General features: G+C 71.5%; 12 protein-coding genes and 1 pseudogene. 9 read left to right on the top strand and 4 right to left on the bottom strand.

Annotated features, from left to right (window positions below):
- The first annotated feature begins 18 nt into the window (after window positions 1-18).
- Complete coding sequence (locus OM076_RS18665) at window positions 19-1,044, top strand: aromatic ring-hydroxylating dioxygenase subunit alpha (RefSeq protein WP_270041554.1); 1,026 nt, start codon at window positions 19-21, stop codon at window positions 1,042-1,044.
- Window positions 1,044-1,598 (top strand): annotated as a pseudogene (locus tag OM076_RS46890) (GntR family transcriptional regulator); the annotation flags it as partial. The gene OM076_RS18665 and the pseudogene OM076_RS46890, both read left to right, overlap by 1 nt.
- A gap of 61 nt (window positions 1,599-1,659) precedes the next feature.
- Here the strand turns inward: OM076_RS46890 and OM076_RS18655 are convergent.
- Entirely contained in the window at window positions 1,660-2,607 is a 948-nt protein-coding gene (locus OM076_RS18655) for a class I SAM-dependent methyltransferase (protein ID WP_270041552.1), read from the bottom strand.
- A gap of 24 nt (window positions 2,608-2,631) precedes the next feature.
- A complete protein-coding gene (locus tag OM076_RS18650) occupies window positions 2,632-3,270 on the bottom strand; it encodes a hypothetical protein (protein WP_270041551.1) in 639 nt (212 codons plus the stop codon).
- A gap of 139 nt (window positions 3,271-3,409) precedes the next feature.
- Here OM076_RS18650 and OM076_RS18645 point away from each other — a divergent pair, with 139 nt between their 5' ends.
- A complete protein-coding gene (locus OM076_RS18645; RefSeq protein WP_270041550.1) occupies window positions 3,410-6,283 on the top strand; it encodes a putative bifunctional diguanylate cyclase/phosphodiesterase in 2,874 nt (957 codons plus the stop codon).
- Here the strand turns inward: OM076_RS18645 and OM076_RS18640 are convergent.
- The gene (locus tag OM076_RS18640; RefSeq protein ID WP_270041549.1) at window positions 6,230-7,135 is read right to left on the bottom strand and encodes a LysR family transcriptional regulator; all 906 of its coding nucleotides are present in this window, start codon (window positions 7,133-7,135) and stop codon (window positions 6,230-6,232) included. The genes OM076_RS18645 and OM076_RS18640 overlap by 54 nt on opposite strands.
- 85 nt (window positions 7,136-7,220) lie before the next feature.
- Between OM076_RS18640 and OM076_RS18635 the strand changes: the two genes are divergently transcribed.
- Genes OM076_RS18635 through OM076_RS18615 form a run of 5 tightly spaced genes read left to right on the top strand, consistent with a single transcriptional unit; the run spans window position 7,221 to window position 12,909 of the window.
- A complete protein-coding gene (locus OM076_RS18635) occupies window positions 7,221-9,293 on the top strand; it encodes a cytochrome P450 (RefSeq protein WP_270041548.1) in 2,073 nt (690 codons plus the stop codon).
- Complete coding sequence (locus OM076_RS18630) at window positions 9,274-11,055, top strand: PEP-utilizing enzyme (protein ID WP_270041547.1); 1,782 nt, start codon at window positions 9,274-9,276, stop codon at window positions 11,053-11,055. The genes OM076_RS18635 and OM076_RS18630 overlap by 20 nt, the downstream gene beginning before the upstream one ends.
- Complete coding sequence (locus OM076_RS18625; protein ID WP_270041546.1) at window positions 11,052-11,633, top strand: HD domain-containing protein; 582 nt, start codon at window positions 11,052-11,054, stop codon at window positions 11,631-11,633. The genes OM076_RS18630 and OM076_RS18625 overlap by 4 nt, the downstream gene beginning before the upstream one ends.
- On the top strand, window positions 11,630-12,199 hold the full coding sequence (locus tag OM076_RS18620) for an HD domain-containing protein (protein WP_270041545.1): 570 nt from the start codon (window positions 11,630-11,632) through the stop codon (window positions 12,197-12,199). The genes OM076_RS18625 and OM076_RS18620 overlap by 4 nt, the downstream gene beginning before the upstream one ends.
- Window positions 12,187-12,909, top strand: coding sequence for an SDR family NAD(P)-dependent oxidoreductase (locus tag OM076_RS18615; RefSeq protein ID WP_270041544.1), 723 nt, complete (start codon window positions 12,187-12,189; stop codon window positions 12,907-12,909). Before OM076_RS18620 ends, OM076_RS18615 begins: the two co-directional genes overlap by 13 nt.
- Here OM076_RS18615 and OM076_RS18610 read toward each other — a convergent pair.
- On the bottom strand, window positions 12,906-13,769 hold the full coding sequence (locus OM076_RS18610) for an NAD(P)/FAD-dependent oxidoreductase (protein WP_270041543.1): 864 nt from the start codon (window positions 13,767-13,769) through the stop codon (window positions 12,906-12,908). The two genes, OM076_RS18615 and OM076_RS18610, sit on opposite strands and share 4 nt — an antisense overlap.
- A gap of 50 nt (window positions 13,770-13,819) precedes the next feature.
- On the opposite strand from OM076_RS18610, the gene OM076_RS18605 reads away from it, so the two are divergent.
- Window positions 13,820-14,368: a helix-turn-helix domain-containing protein gene (locus OM076_RS18605; protein ID WP_270041542.1), complete on the top strand. Its 549-nt coding sequence runs from the start codon at window positions 13,820-13,822 to the stop codon at window positions 14,366-14,368.
- The last annotated feature ends 65 nt before the right edge of the window (window positions 14,369-14,433 follow it).

Below are 14,433 nucleotides of genomic sequence, written 5' to 3'. Positions count from 1 at the left end.
TACATACCATCACGCACAATGATCGCCGAGCACCCACCCGCCTCTGTGCCCGACTTCGCCGCCCTGCGCCACTGCTGGCACCCCGTCGCCTACACCCACGCAGTCAAGGACACGCCCCACCACACCCGCCTGCTCGGCGAAGACCTCGTCATCTGGCGAGACTCCGGCGGCACGCCCCACGCGTTGCGCGACCTGTGCATCCACCGCGGCACCGCGCTCTCGCTCGGGCGGGTGGTCGGGGATCGGATCATGTGCCCGTACCACGGGTGGCAGTACGGGAGCGACGGCGTGTGCACCCACATCCCGCAGCTCGAGGACCCGACGAAGGTGCCCGGCAAGGCGCGGGTCGACGCATTCGCTACGCAGGAGCGCTACGGGCACATCTGGGTCGCGCTCGAGACTCCCGCGCGGTACGACCTGCCGGACATCCCCGAGCTCGACGATCCCGACTGGGTCGTCGTCCAGGCCGGGCCGTACGCGTGGAACGCGGACGCCAGCCGGCAGCTCGAGAACTTCACCGACTTCGGGCACTTCCCGTGGGTGCATCCCGGCCTGCTCGGCGATCCCGAGCGGCCGGTGGTCCCGGACTACAGCGTCACGATCGACGATCACATCCTGCGGTACGACATCGTCCGCCCGGAGGCGCCCAACAGCGACGACTTCCCGGTCTTCGGGAACGAGACGACCGAGGCGCCCACCAGGCGCTCGCGCTACCAGCTCCACCTCCCGTACACGATCCTGCTGCGGCTCGGGTGGGGCGGGGAGAAGGGGATGGTCTACTTCTTCGCCTCGCAGCCGGTCGACGAGGACCACTGCGCCGGGTACGTCACGATCGCGCGCAACTACGACCGCGAGCAGCCGGCGTCGGTCCTGCAGGACTTCGAGGACACGATCTTCAATCAGGATCAGGTGGTGGTCGAGTCACAGCGGCCCGAGCGGGTGCCGTTCGACCTGGCGGCGGAGATGCACATGAAGTTCGACGCGGTCGCGATCAATTACCGCAAGGCGATGCGCGAGCAGGGCCTCGCCAAGCGCCCGGCGTGATGAGCCTCGACACGGCGATCGAGCGCTCCTCTCTGAGAGGGGAGGCCGTGAGACGGATCCGCGCGGCGATCATCTACGGCGAGATCGAGCCGCACGCGATCCACTCGGCCCCCGCGCTCGCGGCCCGGATGGGCGTGTCGGTCACGCCGGTCCGCGAGGCACTGCTCGAGCTCACCAGCCGCGGCATGGTCGAGCAGGTTCGCAACCGCGGGTTCAGGGTCGTCGAGCACACGCCGGCCGACCTCGACGCGGCGCTCGAGCTGCGCGCCCTCCTCGAGGTCCCGATGCTCACCCGCCTCGCCGGGCGCCTCGAGCCGCACGACGCCACGCATCTGCAAGCCGTCGTCGACCAGGGCATCGCGGCGGCGCGCCTCAGGGACACGAGCACGTTCCTCGACCTCGACCGCTCGTTCCACCTCGGGCTGCTCGAGCGCGCCGGCAACCCTCGCGTCGTCGACGTCGTCGACCAGGTCCTCGACCACCTCCGCCTCGCTCGCTTCGCCGAACATCACGACGCCCTGATCCCCGTCGCCGAAGGCCACGCCCGGATCCTCGACGCGATCGTCGCCGGCGACGCCACAGCGACGACACGAGCCGCGACCACCCACCTCGCCCTCACCCGCACCGCGTGGGAGGACTACTTGCGGCGGAAGAGGAGACGGCCGCGTCGAGCTCGGGCGGGAGCACGAGCCGGCTCAGCTCCAGGCTCTCCTCCAGCTCGAACGTCGTCTGCTGCTCGTAGGTCGCCCAGTTGCCCGCCGCGAACTGGTGGCGGCTGCCGATCACGATGTAGAGCTCGACGCTGCGGGTGTTGAACACCGCCCGCTCGAAGTCGTTGTTCGCGGGCGGCCAGGAGCACAGGACGACCTGCGGCGAGCGCGCCTTCAGCGACTGCTTGGCGTCCTCCTTGACCACCCACTGGGGGAAGCTGACGTCGCGCCAGCTGTGGTCGTCGGTGGCCATCACGTCCACGCCGCGCTCGCGCAGGAAGCGGGTGAGCGTGCCGTCGCCGGCCGCGATCTCCAGCGCGCTGCGGTCGCCGATCTCCGCGGCCAGCGCCGTGATCAGCGGCTTGGAGTAGAAGCAGTAGATGCCCTTCTTGGCGACGAGCGGCATCAGGTAGCGCCGCTGCCACAACAGCGGCCAGAGCGCCTTGAACCAGAACATCGACACCGGCTTGCGCTCGAACCCGCCGCCCTCGAACAGCAGCCGCTGCGCGACCTTGCCGTTGAAGAGGTTGAAGCGCACGCGCCCCTCGGTGACGCCGGTCGCCGCCTGCAGGCTGAGCTGCTTGATCGCCTCCACCGCCATGCGGCGCCGGATCTCGCCCGACACGTCGGCCAGGCCACGGCGCCGGCCCGCCGCCTGCGAACCGCTGCCGGAGGCGAGCGAGGAGACGTAGCGCGTCAGCTCCTCGCGATCCCCGCGCGGGACGATCTCGGCGAGCTCGCGCTGCACCACCGCCCACTCGCGCGGGTACGCGGCCTGCAACTCCGTCAGCGTCGGCTCCTGCTCGAGCCAGGCCCGGATCTCACGTGGATCTCGTGGCGGCGCCGCGGGCACGGCGCCGAATGCTACGCGGCGGCCTCAGCGGGCGCGCGAGTACGGGTCGACGTAGACGTCGTCGATCCGGAAGTGCGCGTCCTTGCCCTTGGGCATGAAGCGGAACGCGACGGGCGCCGCGGCGACGCCCGGCTTCTTGTTGAAGACCTCGATCGCGATCGTCGGCGTCGGCTGCCAGGTCGTGGCGTCGCTCTCGTAGCCGTACGGCTTCGTGTTGAGCAGCTTGCCCTTGGTGTCGTAGTAGAGGACGTCGATCTCGAGGCTGCGCTTGGCCGAGCCGGCGTTGAGCGCGAAGGTCCGGAAGTAGGGGTAGGTCTCGTCGATGCAGATCGGGGCCGTGACGGCGCTCGAGCCCGCGGGGAGATCGAGCGAGTGACTGTCGGCTGCGCCGCCGATCCGCCACGGCTCGTTGCCCGCGACGACCGCGGCCCCGTCGGCGAGGCTCCAGCTCGTGGCTCCCGCTTCGACGCCCGCGTTGGCGACCGGCGTGTAGAGCCCGAGATCACCGAAGGGCGCGAAGGGCTGCGTCAAGGTCGGGTCGGGCTTGCAGTCGTACGGGTTGGCGATCGAGGACTTCGCGTGAGCGGGGGCCGCGGCGATGGCGGCGAAGCCGAGGGCGGCGAGACAGACGCGCAACCCGCGTCGACCAGAAGACAGCTGCATACCCGTACTTGATCGGTCGCCTGCGGGGTTCTTTGACGCCTGACCGGGGTCTGCTGGACGAGTGTTGGCGATGTCAGTCCGCTGACATTGGGCCCGGTGGCCGCTCAATGCGCGCCTGAGCCCGCCGATCCGCACGGTAATGGGCTCTTCGCTCAAAGAGCTCTCCTCGGACGCCCTCGATCACATCGAGCTGGCTCGGGCCCGAGCCACCCGCCGGGCCGAGCGGCGCGAGCTGCTGACCGAACTCGTCGTCGGGTGCCTGTTCGTGCTGGCGGCCGTCGTCATGGCGGTGCTCTGGCCGGAAGGGCACCTGGCCTGGGGCACCGCGCTGCTGCTCGTGGTGATCTACGCCCTGCTCCGGCAGGTCAGCTTCGAGGTCGGCGAAGGCGTCACGACGCCGGTCCAGCTCGCGTTCATCCCGATGCTGGTCCTGCTGCCGCCCGCGCTCGTGCCGGTCGTCGTGCTCGTCGCGCAGCTGCCGGGGACGCTGACGAAGATCGTGCGGCGGCAGGCCGCGCCGCAGCGGCTGGTGCTGCCGATCGCGGACTCCGCCTTCTCCGTGCCGCCGGCGCTCGTCATGGCCCTCGCCGGTCCGACCACGGGCGTCTGGGCGACCGCCGTGGCGTGCCTCGCCGCGCTGGTCGCGTTCGTGGTCGCCGATGTCGCGATCTCGTGGTTCCGGTTGCGGGTCGGGCTCGGCCTGGACCCGCGCACCGAGCTGCATGGCTTCGCCTGGGTCGCCCTCGTCGACGCGGGCCTCGCGCCGATCGGCTTCCTGGCCGCGCTGGCCGGCGCCGTGCACCCGGCGCTGCTGGTGGCGGTCCTCCCGCTGGGCGGGCTGCTGGCCTTGTTCGCCCAGGAGCGCCGCGGGCGGATCGAGAACGCGCTGGAGTTGCAGCGCACCGCCCAGGACGGGCGCGAGCGGCTGCAGACGATCGTCGGCAACTCGTCGGACTGCATCATGATCGTCGCCGCCGACGGGACGCTGCGGATGCTCACGGGCTCCGTCGAGCCGATCTTCGGCCCGGCATGGGAGACGGAGGCGGAGGGCTCACCGCTGCTGGACTACGTGCACGCCGAGGATGGCGCGCGGGTGCGCGCGTTCGTGCGCAGCGTCGCCGACAAGGCCGACACGCCGGGGGAGCTGGAGTGGCGGATGCGCTACGCCGACGGCGCCTATCGCCACGTCGCCGCCGTCGCTTCGAGCCTGCTCGAGGACCCGCGGGTGCAGGGCATCGTGCTCACCGTGCGCGACGTCGAGGACCGCAAGGCCTTCGAGGAGCAGTTGCGCCATCGCGCGTTCCACGACGCGCTGACCGGGCTCGCCAACCGCGCGCTCTTCTATGACCGCACCGAGCACGCGCTCAACCGCGGCGCGCGCAGCAACGCGCAGGTCGGCGTGTTGTTCCTCGACCTCGACGACTTCAAGGCGACCAACGACACGCGCGGACACGCCGACGGCGACCGGCTGCTGCAGGAGGTCGCGAACCGCCTCACCGCCTGCCTGCGCGCCGGCGACACCGCCGCGCGGCTCGGCGGCGACGAGTTCGGCGTGCTCGTCGAGAACCTCGCCGACCCGGGCGCGCTGGAAGCGACCGCCGCGCGGGTCCTGGAGGCGTTGCGCCAGCCCGTCGCGCTCGCGTCGGGCGACGCCGTCGTCTCGGCGAGCGTCGGCATGGCGCTGAGCACGCTCCAGGACCGCGGCGTCGAGGAGTTCCTGCGCAAGGCCGACCTCGCGATGTACGAGGCCAAGCGCAGCGGCAAGCGCCACGCGACGCTGTATGCGCCGCGGCTCGAGCAAGGCCCGCACGGCTCGCGTTCGCAGTGGTTCGCCCGCGACGACGAGCAGCGCGCCGAGATCGAGGCCGTGCTCGAGGACCCGAACGGCATCACGATGGTCTTCCAGCCGATCATGGACCTGCGTACCGGGCGCGTCGCGGGCTACGAGTCCCTGTCGCGCTTCAACCGCGAGCCGCGCCGCGGTCCCGACCTCTGGTTCGCCCAGGCGCACCGCTGCGGGCTCGGCTACGCGCTCGAGGCCAAGGCGATCCTGGCCGCGCTCGCGCTCGCTCCCACCCGCCCGGCGGGCACCTACCTCACGTTCAACCTGAGCCCGTCGTCGCTGCTCTCCGACCAGGTCATGCGGGTGCTCCCGGAGCGCCTCGAAGGCCTCGTGGTCGAGATCACCGAGAACGAGCTGGTCTCCGGCGACCCGGCGATCCTGCGCGCGCTGGCGAGCCTGCGGGCGCGCGGCGCCCGGCTCGCGGTCGACGACACCGGCGCCGGCTACGCGGGCCTCACCCACGTGATGCGCCTGCAGCCGGACATCATCAAGCTCGACCGCGCACTGACCACGGGCGTGGACACCGATCCGGCCAAGGCGCCGCTGATCAGCTCGTTCGTGCGCTACGCGCGTGACATCGACGCCGCGGTCTGCGCCGAGGGCGTCGAAACGCTGCCCGAGCTCGAACGGCTCGCCGACCTCGACGTCGCCTACGGGCAGGGCTATGGCATCGCGCGCCCGTCCGCGCCGTGGGTGCCGGTGGCACCGGAGGCGACCGCGGCGTGCCTGCACTCCTTCGAGGCCACGCTGGCGGACGCGGCGGGCGCAGAGGACCACGACCGCCGCCTGGAGCTGCTCGCGCGGCGGCTGTCGGCGGTCACGACGCCCGCCGAGCTCGAGGCGTGTCTGCGCCCGCTGGCGCTCGAGCTGCAGGCCGACGAGGTGCGCCTCACGGGACCGGCGACCGCCCGGGCGATCCAGCTGCTCGCCGACGATCCGGCCGCCGATCCGGAGGCGGCGGCCGCACTGCGCGCCCGCGGCTTCGGCTCCTGCCTGACGCTCCCGATCACCCACGCGGGCGAGACCGTCGGCCACCTCGAGGCCTACGCGGTCGAGCAGCGCCCGTGGAGTCGCTTCCAGATCGGCCGCGCGCGCGTGCTGTGCTACCAGCTCGGCTCACTCGTGCACGGCTTCGCGCCCGCGGGCGACGCCCTCGGCGACCTCGCGTAGGCGGGCCACGACCGGGAGGCCGGTTCCGCGCCGCCAGGCGAGCGCGATGCCGACCGTCGGCTCCGGAGCGGTGAAGCGGCGGAAGACGGCGCCGGGGATGCGCAGTGTGCGCGAGCGCTCGAGCATGATGAAGCTCACGCCCGCGCCCTCGGCGACCGCTCGGACGAGCCGTTCCTCCTCCGGCTCGGTGCGGATGACGGCGGGCGCGCGGCCCTCGCCGTAGACCGCGGACAGCATCTCCTCCCACGGGCCCGGGCCGTGGTCGCGCGGCCACCAGACCAGCGGCTCCGCGCGCAGGTCGTCGGGCGCGATCGCGCGGCGGCGGGCGAGGCGGTGCCGGGAGGGCAGGACGCAGACCAGCGGCTCGCGGGCGAGCTCGTGCTCCTCGATCGCTGCGTCCAGCAGCGGCGGGCGCACGAAGGCGACGTCGATCAGGTCGTGGCGCAACTGCTCGGCGTGCAGGCTCGTGTAGCCGACCGACAACTCGAGCGAGACCTCCGGGTAGCGGGCGCGGAAGGCTTCGACGATCTCGCCCGCCAGCCCGCCGGTGAGCGAGCGGGTGAGGCTGAGGCGCAGACGGCCGCGCGAGCCGGCGCCGGCCTCCTTGGCCCGCTCCGCCGCGCGCGTCGCGCGGGCCAGGACGTCGCGCGCGTCGTCGAGCAGGCCAACGCCTGCGGGGGTGAGCGAGACGCCGCGGCGGTTGCGCTCGAACAGCCGCACGCCGAGCTCGTCCTCCAGGGTCCGCACCTGCTGCGAGACGCTCGGCTGCGAGAGGTGCAGCTGCTCGGCGGCGCGGCGGAAGTGCAGCTCCTCGGCGACGGCGACGAAGGATCGGAGTTGCCGGAGCTCCACGGTGTGCCGATGATAGGCCCTGCCTTTCACAGGCGTGTGAATTCGTCTTGATCCGCACAAGGTCGGTGCGTACCGTCGCCGGGCAGTGGAGGAGAGACCACTCAGCTGCGCGTTCCGGCCGTTCGAGCTGGAGGATCCGTTCGACTTCTACGCGCGCGCCCGCGCCGAGGAGCCGGTGTTCTTCAGCGAGGAGCTCGGCTATTGGGTCGTCACGCGCTACGCCGACATCCACGCGATCTTCAAGGCGCCGAAGGTCTTCAGCTCGGAGAACACGCAGGCGCCGTACAAGCCGCGCCCGGCGGCGGTGGAGCGGGTCCTGCACGCGGGGGAGTTCCGCGCGTACAGTGGGCTCTCCGGCCGCCAGCCGCCGGAGCACACCCGCCTGCGGGGCTTCATCGCCCAGGCGTTCACGCCGCGGCGGGTGGCGACGCTGGAACCGCAGATCCGGGAGCTCGCGGGTTCGATGATCGGCGCCTTCGCGGACCGGGCTCAGGTCGACCTGGTCGCCGCGTTGACCTACGAGCTGCCGGCGCTGGTCATCTTCCGCCTGCTCGGCATCCCGGACGAGGACGTCCCGCGCGTGAAGGAGTGGGCGGCGAGCCGCGTGTACCTGAACTTCGGGGACCTGCCGGGGGACGAGCAGGTCGAGCACGCCGAGAACCTCGTGCGCTACTGGCGCTACTGCGTCGAGCTGATCGAGGCCCGCGAGCGCGAGCCGCGCGACGACCTGCCGTCTGACCTGGTGCGGCTCGGCGACGCCTCGATCACCAAGGACGAGATGGCGGGGCTGGTCTACGGCCAGCTCACGGCCGGGCACGAGACGACCTCGGCGCTGCTGGCGAGTGGCATCAAGGAACTCCTCTCGCAGCGATCTCGCTGGGTGGAGTTGACGCGCGATCCGTCGCTGATCCCGGCCGCGGTCGAGGAACTGCTGCGGCTCGTCACGCCCGTCTTCGCCTGGAAGCGCAGGACGCTGCAGGAGGCGCGCATCGGCGAGGTCGACGTGCCGGCCGGCGCCAACGTCCTCCTGCTGCTCGGCTCCGCCAACCACGACGACGCGGTCTTCGCGGACCCCGCCGCGATCGACCTGCGGCGCGAGAACGCCCGCAGCCACCTGGCGTTCGGGCACGGCATCCACTTCTGCCTCGGCGCGTCGCTGGCGCGCCTGGAGGAGCGGGTCGTGCTGGAGGAGCTCACCACGCGGCTGCCGGAGCTGTCGCTCGTTCCGGAGCAGGTCTTCGACTACTCCGCGAACACGACCTTCCGTGCGCCGGCCGCGGTGCACGTGCGCTGGCCGGTGCAGGTCGTCGCGCTCTCGGACTGCGCCGACGTCGCGCAGGTGGGTGGCAAGGCCCTGTCATTGGGGACGATGCTGCGCGCCGGCTTCCCGGTCCCGGGTGGCTTCGCGGTCACGACGTCGGCGTTCGCGTCCGGCCGCGTGCCGGAGGCGGAGATCCGTGCGGCCTATGCGGCGCTCGGCGACGACGTGGCGGTGGCGGTGCGCTCGAGCGCCACGTCCGAGGACGCCGCCGATGCCTCCTGCGCCGGGCAGTACGACACCTACCTGTGGATCACCGGCGCCGACGAGGTCATCCGTCACGTCGAACGCTGCTGGGGCTCGATGAACACCGGCCGCGCGCTGGCCTACCGGCGCGACAAGGGGATCGACGAGCCGCAGATGGCGGTCGTCGTCCAGCGCATGTTCGGTGCCCGCGCCGCGGGGGTGGCGATGACGCTGAACCCTTCCAACGGGGATCGCTCCAAGATCGCGGTCGAGGCCGCGCCCGGCGTGGGGGAGGCGGTGGTCTCCGGCGAGGTCACGCCGGACCACTTCCTCGTCGACAAGGTGATGCTCGACGTCGTCTCGACCCGCGTCGCCGACGGCGAGGTCGGAACCTGCCTGACGCCCGTCGAGGTCAAGGCCGTCGCGCGGCTGGCCAAGCTCGTCGAGCGGCACTACGGCCGCCCGCAGGACATCGAGTGGGCGATTGATGTCACCGGCGCCGTCGTCCTGCTCCAGGCCCGTCCCGAGACGGTCTGGGCGAACAAGCCGCACGTCGTTGGCACGACCCATGAGACCGGGCTCGGAAGCCTGGTCAGCACGCTCATCAACCCGCTGGCCCAGAGGAGGACCTCCGGTGTCGACGCAGACCATTAAGCGCTTCGCCAGCCCGTACGACGACGCTCCGCCGCCCGAGGCCGCCGGCTGGGAGGAGCTGTACCCGTACTACCTGCACTTCCGCGAGGACCGGCGCGAGGCCGAGGAGGCGCGCTTCTGGTTCGCCGACACCCAGCACTGGCCGACGGTCTTCAAGCCGTTCGACACGATCACGGTCGAGTTCGCGATCCGCTGCCTCGGGCAGTACAACACGCGCCACTACGTGATCCCGCCGGCCAACGGGATCGACTATCGCGTGCACAACGGCTACGTGTACATGTCACCCGTGGGGGTGCCGGAAGCTGACATCCCCGCGCGCGTTCCGGAGTTCCTCGAGCGGGCGGGCTTCTACTTCCAGAACTGGCCCGCACTGCTGGAGAACTGGCACACGAAGATCCGTGGGGTGATCGACGAGCTGGAGTCGATCCGCTTCGAACCGCTGCCGGACCGCGTGCCGCTGGCTGACATCACGAGCGGCAAGGGCCTGGACCCGCACCTCGCGTTCACCCACGACTACAACCGGCTGATCGAGCTCGCGTACACGGCGTTCCAGTACCACTTCGAGTTCCTCAACCTCGGCTACGTCGCCTATCTGGACTTCTTCGGGTTCTGCCAGGAGGCGTTCCCCGGGATCAGCGATCTGGGCATCGCGAAGATGGTCCAGGGGATCGAGGTCGACCTCTTCCGGCCCGACGACGAGCTCAAGGCGCTCGCCCGGATGGCGGTCTCGCGCGACGTCGACCTGGACGGCGGGCTCGTCGCGGTGCGCGACGAGGTGTGGCTCGCGGCCTGGGAGGCCGCGATGGACCCGTGGTTCAACTTCTCCTCGGGCAGTGGCATGTACTCGAGTGACAAGGTCTGGCTCGACCATCTCGAGATCCCGTTCGGCTTCCTGCGCGACTACGTGGCCGAGCTGCGGGCGGGGAAGGACATCGCCCGCCCGACCGAGGCGATCGGCGCCGAGCGCGACCGCGTCACGAGCGAGTACCGGGCGCTGCTGCCGGAGGACGCGCAGGCGGTGTTCGACGAGAAGCTGGGGCTGTCGCGGCTCGTGTTCCCCTACGTCGAGAACCACAACTTCTACATCGAGCACTGGTCGCTGTCGCTGTTCTGGCGCCGCGTGCGCGAGCTGGGCCAGGTGCTGGCCGACGCCGGCTTCTGGGGCGAGGCCGAGGACATCTTCATGCTGCGCCGTGACGAGATCCCGCAGGCGATCTTCGACTACGGCAACGGCTGGGCGGTCGGCGCGGAGTGCGCGGGGCCGTTCCACTGGCCGGGGGAGATCGCGCGTCGCAAGGACATCCTGGCGGCTTTGAGCGCCAAGCCGCCGCTACCGGCGATGAACGAGCCACCCGCGGTGATCACCGAGCCGTTCACGATCATGCTCTATGGCATCACGTCCGAGCGGGTGGGGCAGTGGTTGTCCGGCGGGGATTCCGAAGGCGGCCTGAGTGGCATGGCGGCTTCCCCGGGCAAGGCCGAAGGCGTCGCGCGGGTGGTGCTCGACGCGGACGAGCTCGGCTCGATCCAGGCGGGGGAGATCCTCGTCAGCCGCATCACGGCGCCGTCGTGGGGGCCGGTCTTCGGGCAGATCGCGGCCGTCGTGACCGACATCGGCGGGATGATGAGCCACGCCGCCATCGTCTGCCGCGAGTACGGGCTGCCCGCCGTGACCGGCACCGGCTCGGCGACCACCGCGATCGTCACCGGCCAGCGGATCCGCGTCGACGGTGACAGCGGCACGGTGACCCTGGTGGCGTGAGCGACTACGCGGAGGTCTGGGCCGCCGCGCGGCCGTACATGCGGGCGCGCAAGAACGACGTGCACATCCCGCTGTCCTTCGGCTACGCGCAGCGGCTGGTCGAGCAGCATCCGGAGGCCGACGCCGACGTGGTGCTGCTCGCCATCCTCCTGCACGACGTCGGCTGGGCGATGGTCGACCAGGAGGCGATCTACCGGGACGGCTTCGGGCCGGGGATGTTCGAGTCCGACGTGCGGATCGCCCACGAGAAGGAGGGCGCGCGGCTGGCCCAGGCGATCCTCACGTTGCTCGGCTACTCGACCGGGCTGGTCGAGGAGGTCGTCGCGATCATCGACGGGCACGACACGCGCCGGCGCGCGCTGTCGCGCAACGACGAACTGGTCAAGGACGCCGACCGGCTGTGGCGCTTCAGCGTCACCGGCGTCAGCGTGGCGTGCGACTGGTTCGCGAAGACCCCGCGCGAGTACGTCGAGCACCTCGTCCCGCAACTCGAGCAGTTCTTCACCCCGGCGGCGGCCTCGATGGCGGGTACGGAGCTCGAACACACGCGGCTGGCGCTCCGGGTCGCCGACCTGTGATCGACGCGGTCTACACGCTGGCCGAGCCGTACTGGCACACCCGCTCGGGCGAGATCCACATGCCGGAGTCGTTCGCGATGGCGCAGCGGCTGCTGGAGGCGGAGCCGGCCGCCGATCCGCTGATCGTGCTCGCTGGGGTGCTCCTGCATGACGTCGGGTACGCGCGGGTGCCTGTGGAAACGCACCATGCTGGGCTCGCGGACGCGCCGGGCGGGTGGGACGCCAACGTCACCCGCCGCCACGAGCGGGAAGGCGCGGCGCTGGCGTCGGAGATCCTGCGGCAGGTGGGGATGGATGAGGCGCGCGTCGCCCGCGTCGTCGAGATCGTCGACGGGCACGACTCGCGGCTGGAGGCGCTCAGCCTCGAGGACGCGCTGGTCAAGGACGCCGACAAGCTCTGGCGCTACACCGAGAGCGGCGTCCGGATCACCCACACGTGGGTCGACCGCACGCCGGAGGCGTTCATGGACTACGTCGAGTCCAAGATCGACGCGTGGCTGTTCACCGAAGCCGCGCGCTCGCTCGCCCGCGAGGCGCTGGCCTGGTCGCGCGGATGCGTGTACTGATCACGGGCGCGGGCGGTGGGTTGGGGCGCGCGTTCGCGCTCGCCTTCGCCGCGCGCGGAGACGAGGTGATCGCGGCCGACCTCGACGGCGACGCGGCGCGCGGGACGGCGGCCGCGGTCGAGGCTGACCGCGGCGCCGGCGCCGAGCCCTTCGTGGTCGACGTCTCCTCCTCCGCCTCGGTCGCCGCGATGGCCGCCGCGGTGGGCCCGGTCGACGTGCTCGTCAACAACGCCGCGATCTACGCCGGCCTCACCCGCGCGCCGTTCCAGGAGCTCGAGGAGGCCGAGTGGGACCGCGTGCTGGCGGTCAACCTCAAGGGTCCGTGGCTGTGCGCGAAGCACGTCGTCGCGGCGATGCCCGACGGCGGCGCGATCATCAACGTCTCCTCGGCGACGGTCCTCAGCGGCTCGCCGCACTGGGCGCACTACGTCGCGTCCAAGGCCGGGCTGATCGGCCTCACCCGCACGATGGCCCGCGAGCTGGGTGACCGGGCGATCCGCGTGAACGCGATCGCCCCGGGCTTCACGCTCACCGAGGCGAGCCGCGACCTGATCGACGGCGCCGACACCTATGGCATCGACCGCGGCGCGCTCAAGCGCGGCGCCCAACCCGAGGACATCGTCGGTGCCGCGCTCTTCCTCGCCTCGCCCGCGAGCGCCTTCATCACCGGCCAGACGCTGGTCGTCGACGGTGGCCGCCAGTTCGTCTAGACCGGCTGGACGATGCCCTCGCCCACGAGGCGCACGTTGACGAACACGGCGGCCCGCGCGCCGTCGGCGATCGACATCGGCACGTTGAGCATCGGGTCGGCGCAGTTGCCGACGGCGTAGACCCGGTCGACGGTCGTCTGGCGATCCGCCGCGGCCGACTCGACGAACCCGGCCTCGGTGAGCGTGCAGCCGAGCTGGATGGCGAGCGCGCTGCGCGGGTGCATGGCGATGTTGAAGAAGAGGGCGTCGCGCTCGATCGGGTCGCGCCCGTCCAGCTCGATCGACGTCAGCCTGCAGTCGGTGGAGACGAAGCGGGTGATGGGCTCACGCACGACCGGCACGCCGATGTCAGCCTCGAGGCCGGGGGAGAAGACGATCACGTCGCTCGACCACTGGCGCAGCAGCGGACCCATATGCTCCGCGGCCTCCGGACCGGCGAGCACCGCGAGGCGCTGGTCGGCGTGCTCCCAGCCGTCGCAGTACGGGCAGGTGTGGGCGCTGATGCCATAGATGGCGTCGAAGCCCTCGACGTCAGGGGTCGCGTCGAGCATGCCCGTGGCGAGGATCAGCGTGCGCGCGGTGATGCCGTCGACCTCGACGCCGCCCTCGATCGCCCGCGCCTCACCCACCTCGGCGGGGCGCACCTCGATCCCGTAGCGCCCGACCTCCTCGACGCCGCGAGCGCGCAGTTCGGCGGGCGGCAGCCCGTCGTGGCCCAGCACGCCGTGCATCTCGCGCGCGGCGTAGTTGCGCGGCTTGCCCGAGTCGAGGACGAGCACGCTCCGGCGCGCGCGCCCCAGGGTCAAAGCCGCGCTCAGCCCCGCGGGACCGGCGCCGACGACCAAGCATTCAAAATCCATGCCGCTCAGCCTTGCGTGATTCCAGCAATGTGGCAAGACTTCATGCCGAAATGGCAAAGACCGACGAACTCGTCCGCGCACGATTGCGCGCCCTGCGCCTGGAGCGCGGGCTCAGCCAGGAGGACGTTGCCGAGCGCGCGGGCATGGCCGCGTCGACGCTCAGCCGCCTCGAGTCGGGCGCCCGCCGTCTGGCGCTGGATCACCTCACGCCGCTCGCCGGCGCGCTCGGCGTCGAGGTCGGCGAGCTGCTCGCGCCCGCGACCCGCGACCCCCGCGTCAAGGAACGCTCGCGCATCGTCGAGGGCATCGTCATGCGCCCGCTCTCGCGCCACACGCCGGGCGGGCTGATCGTCGCGCACATGGACTTCCCGGCCGAGCGCACGATCCCGAACCCGCGCAGCCACGAGGGGCACGAGTGGCTCTACGTGCTCGCCGGGCGCCTGCGGCTCGTCCTCGGCGACGAGGACCTGATCCTCGAAGCGGGAGAGGCGGCCGAGTTCTCGACCTGGACGCCGCACTGGATGGGCGCGGTCGACGGTCCCGCGCAGGCGCTGGCGATCTTCGGACCGCAGGGCGAGAAGGTCCACATGCGCACCTGAGATCGTTTATGAGCGTTATGCATTGACGGCCTGATCGTTTCTGGCGTATCTTGCCTGCAGGTTTT

Source organism: Solirubrobacter ginsenosidimutans (assembly GCF_027587205.1).
This window is presented reverse-complemented; position numbering and strand designations above follow the sequence as displayed.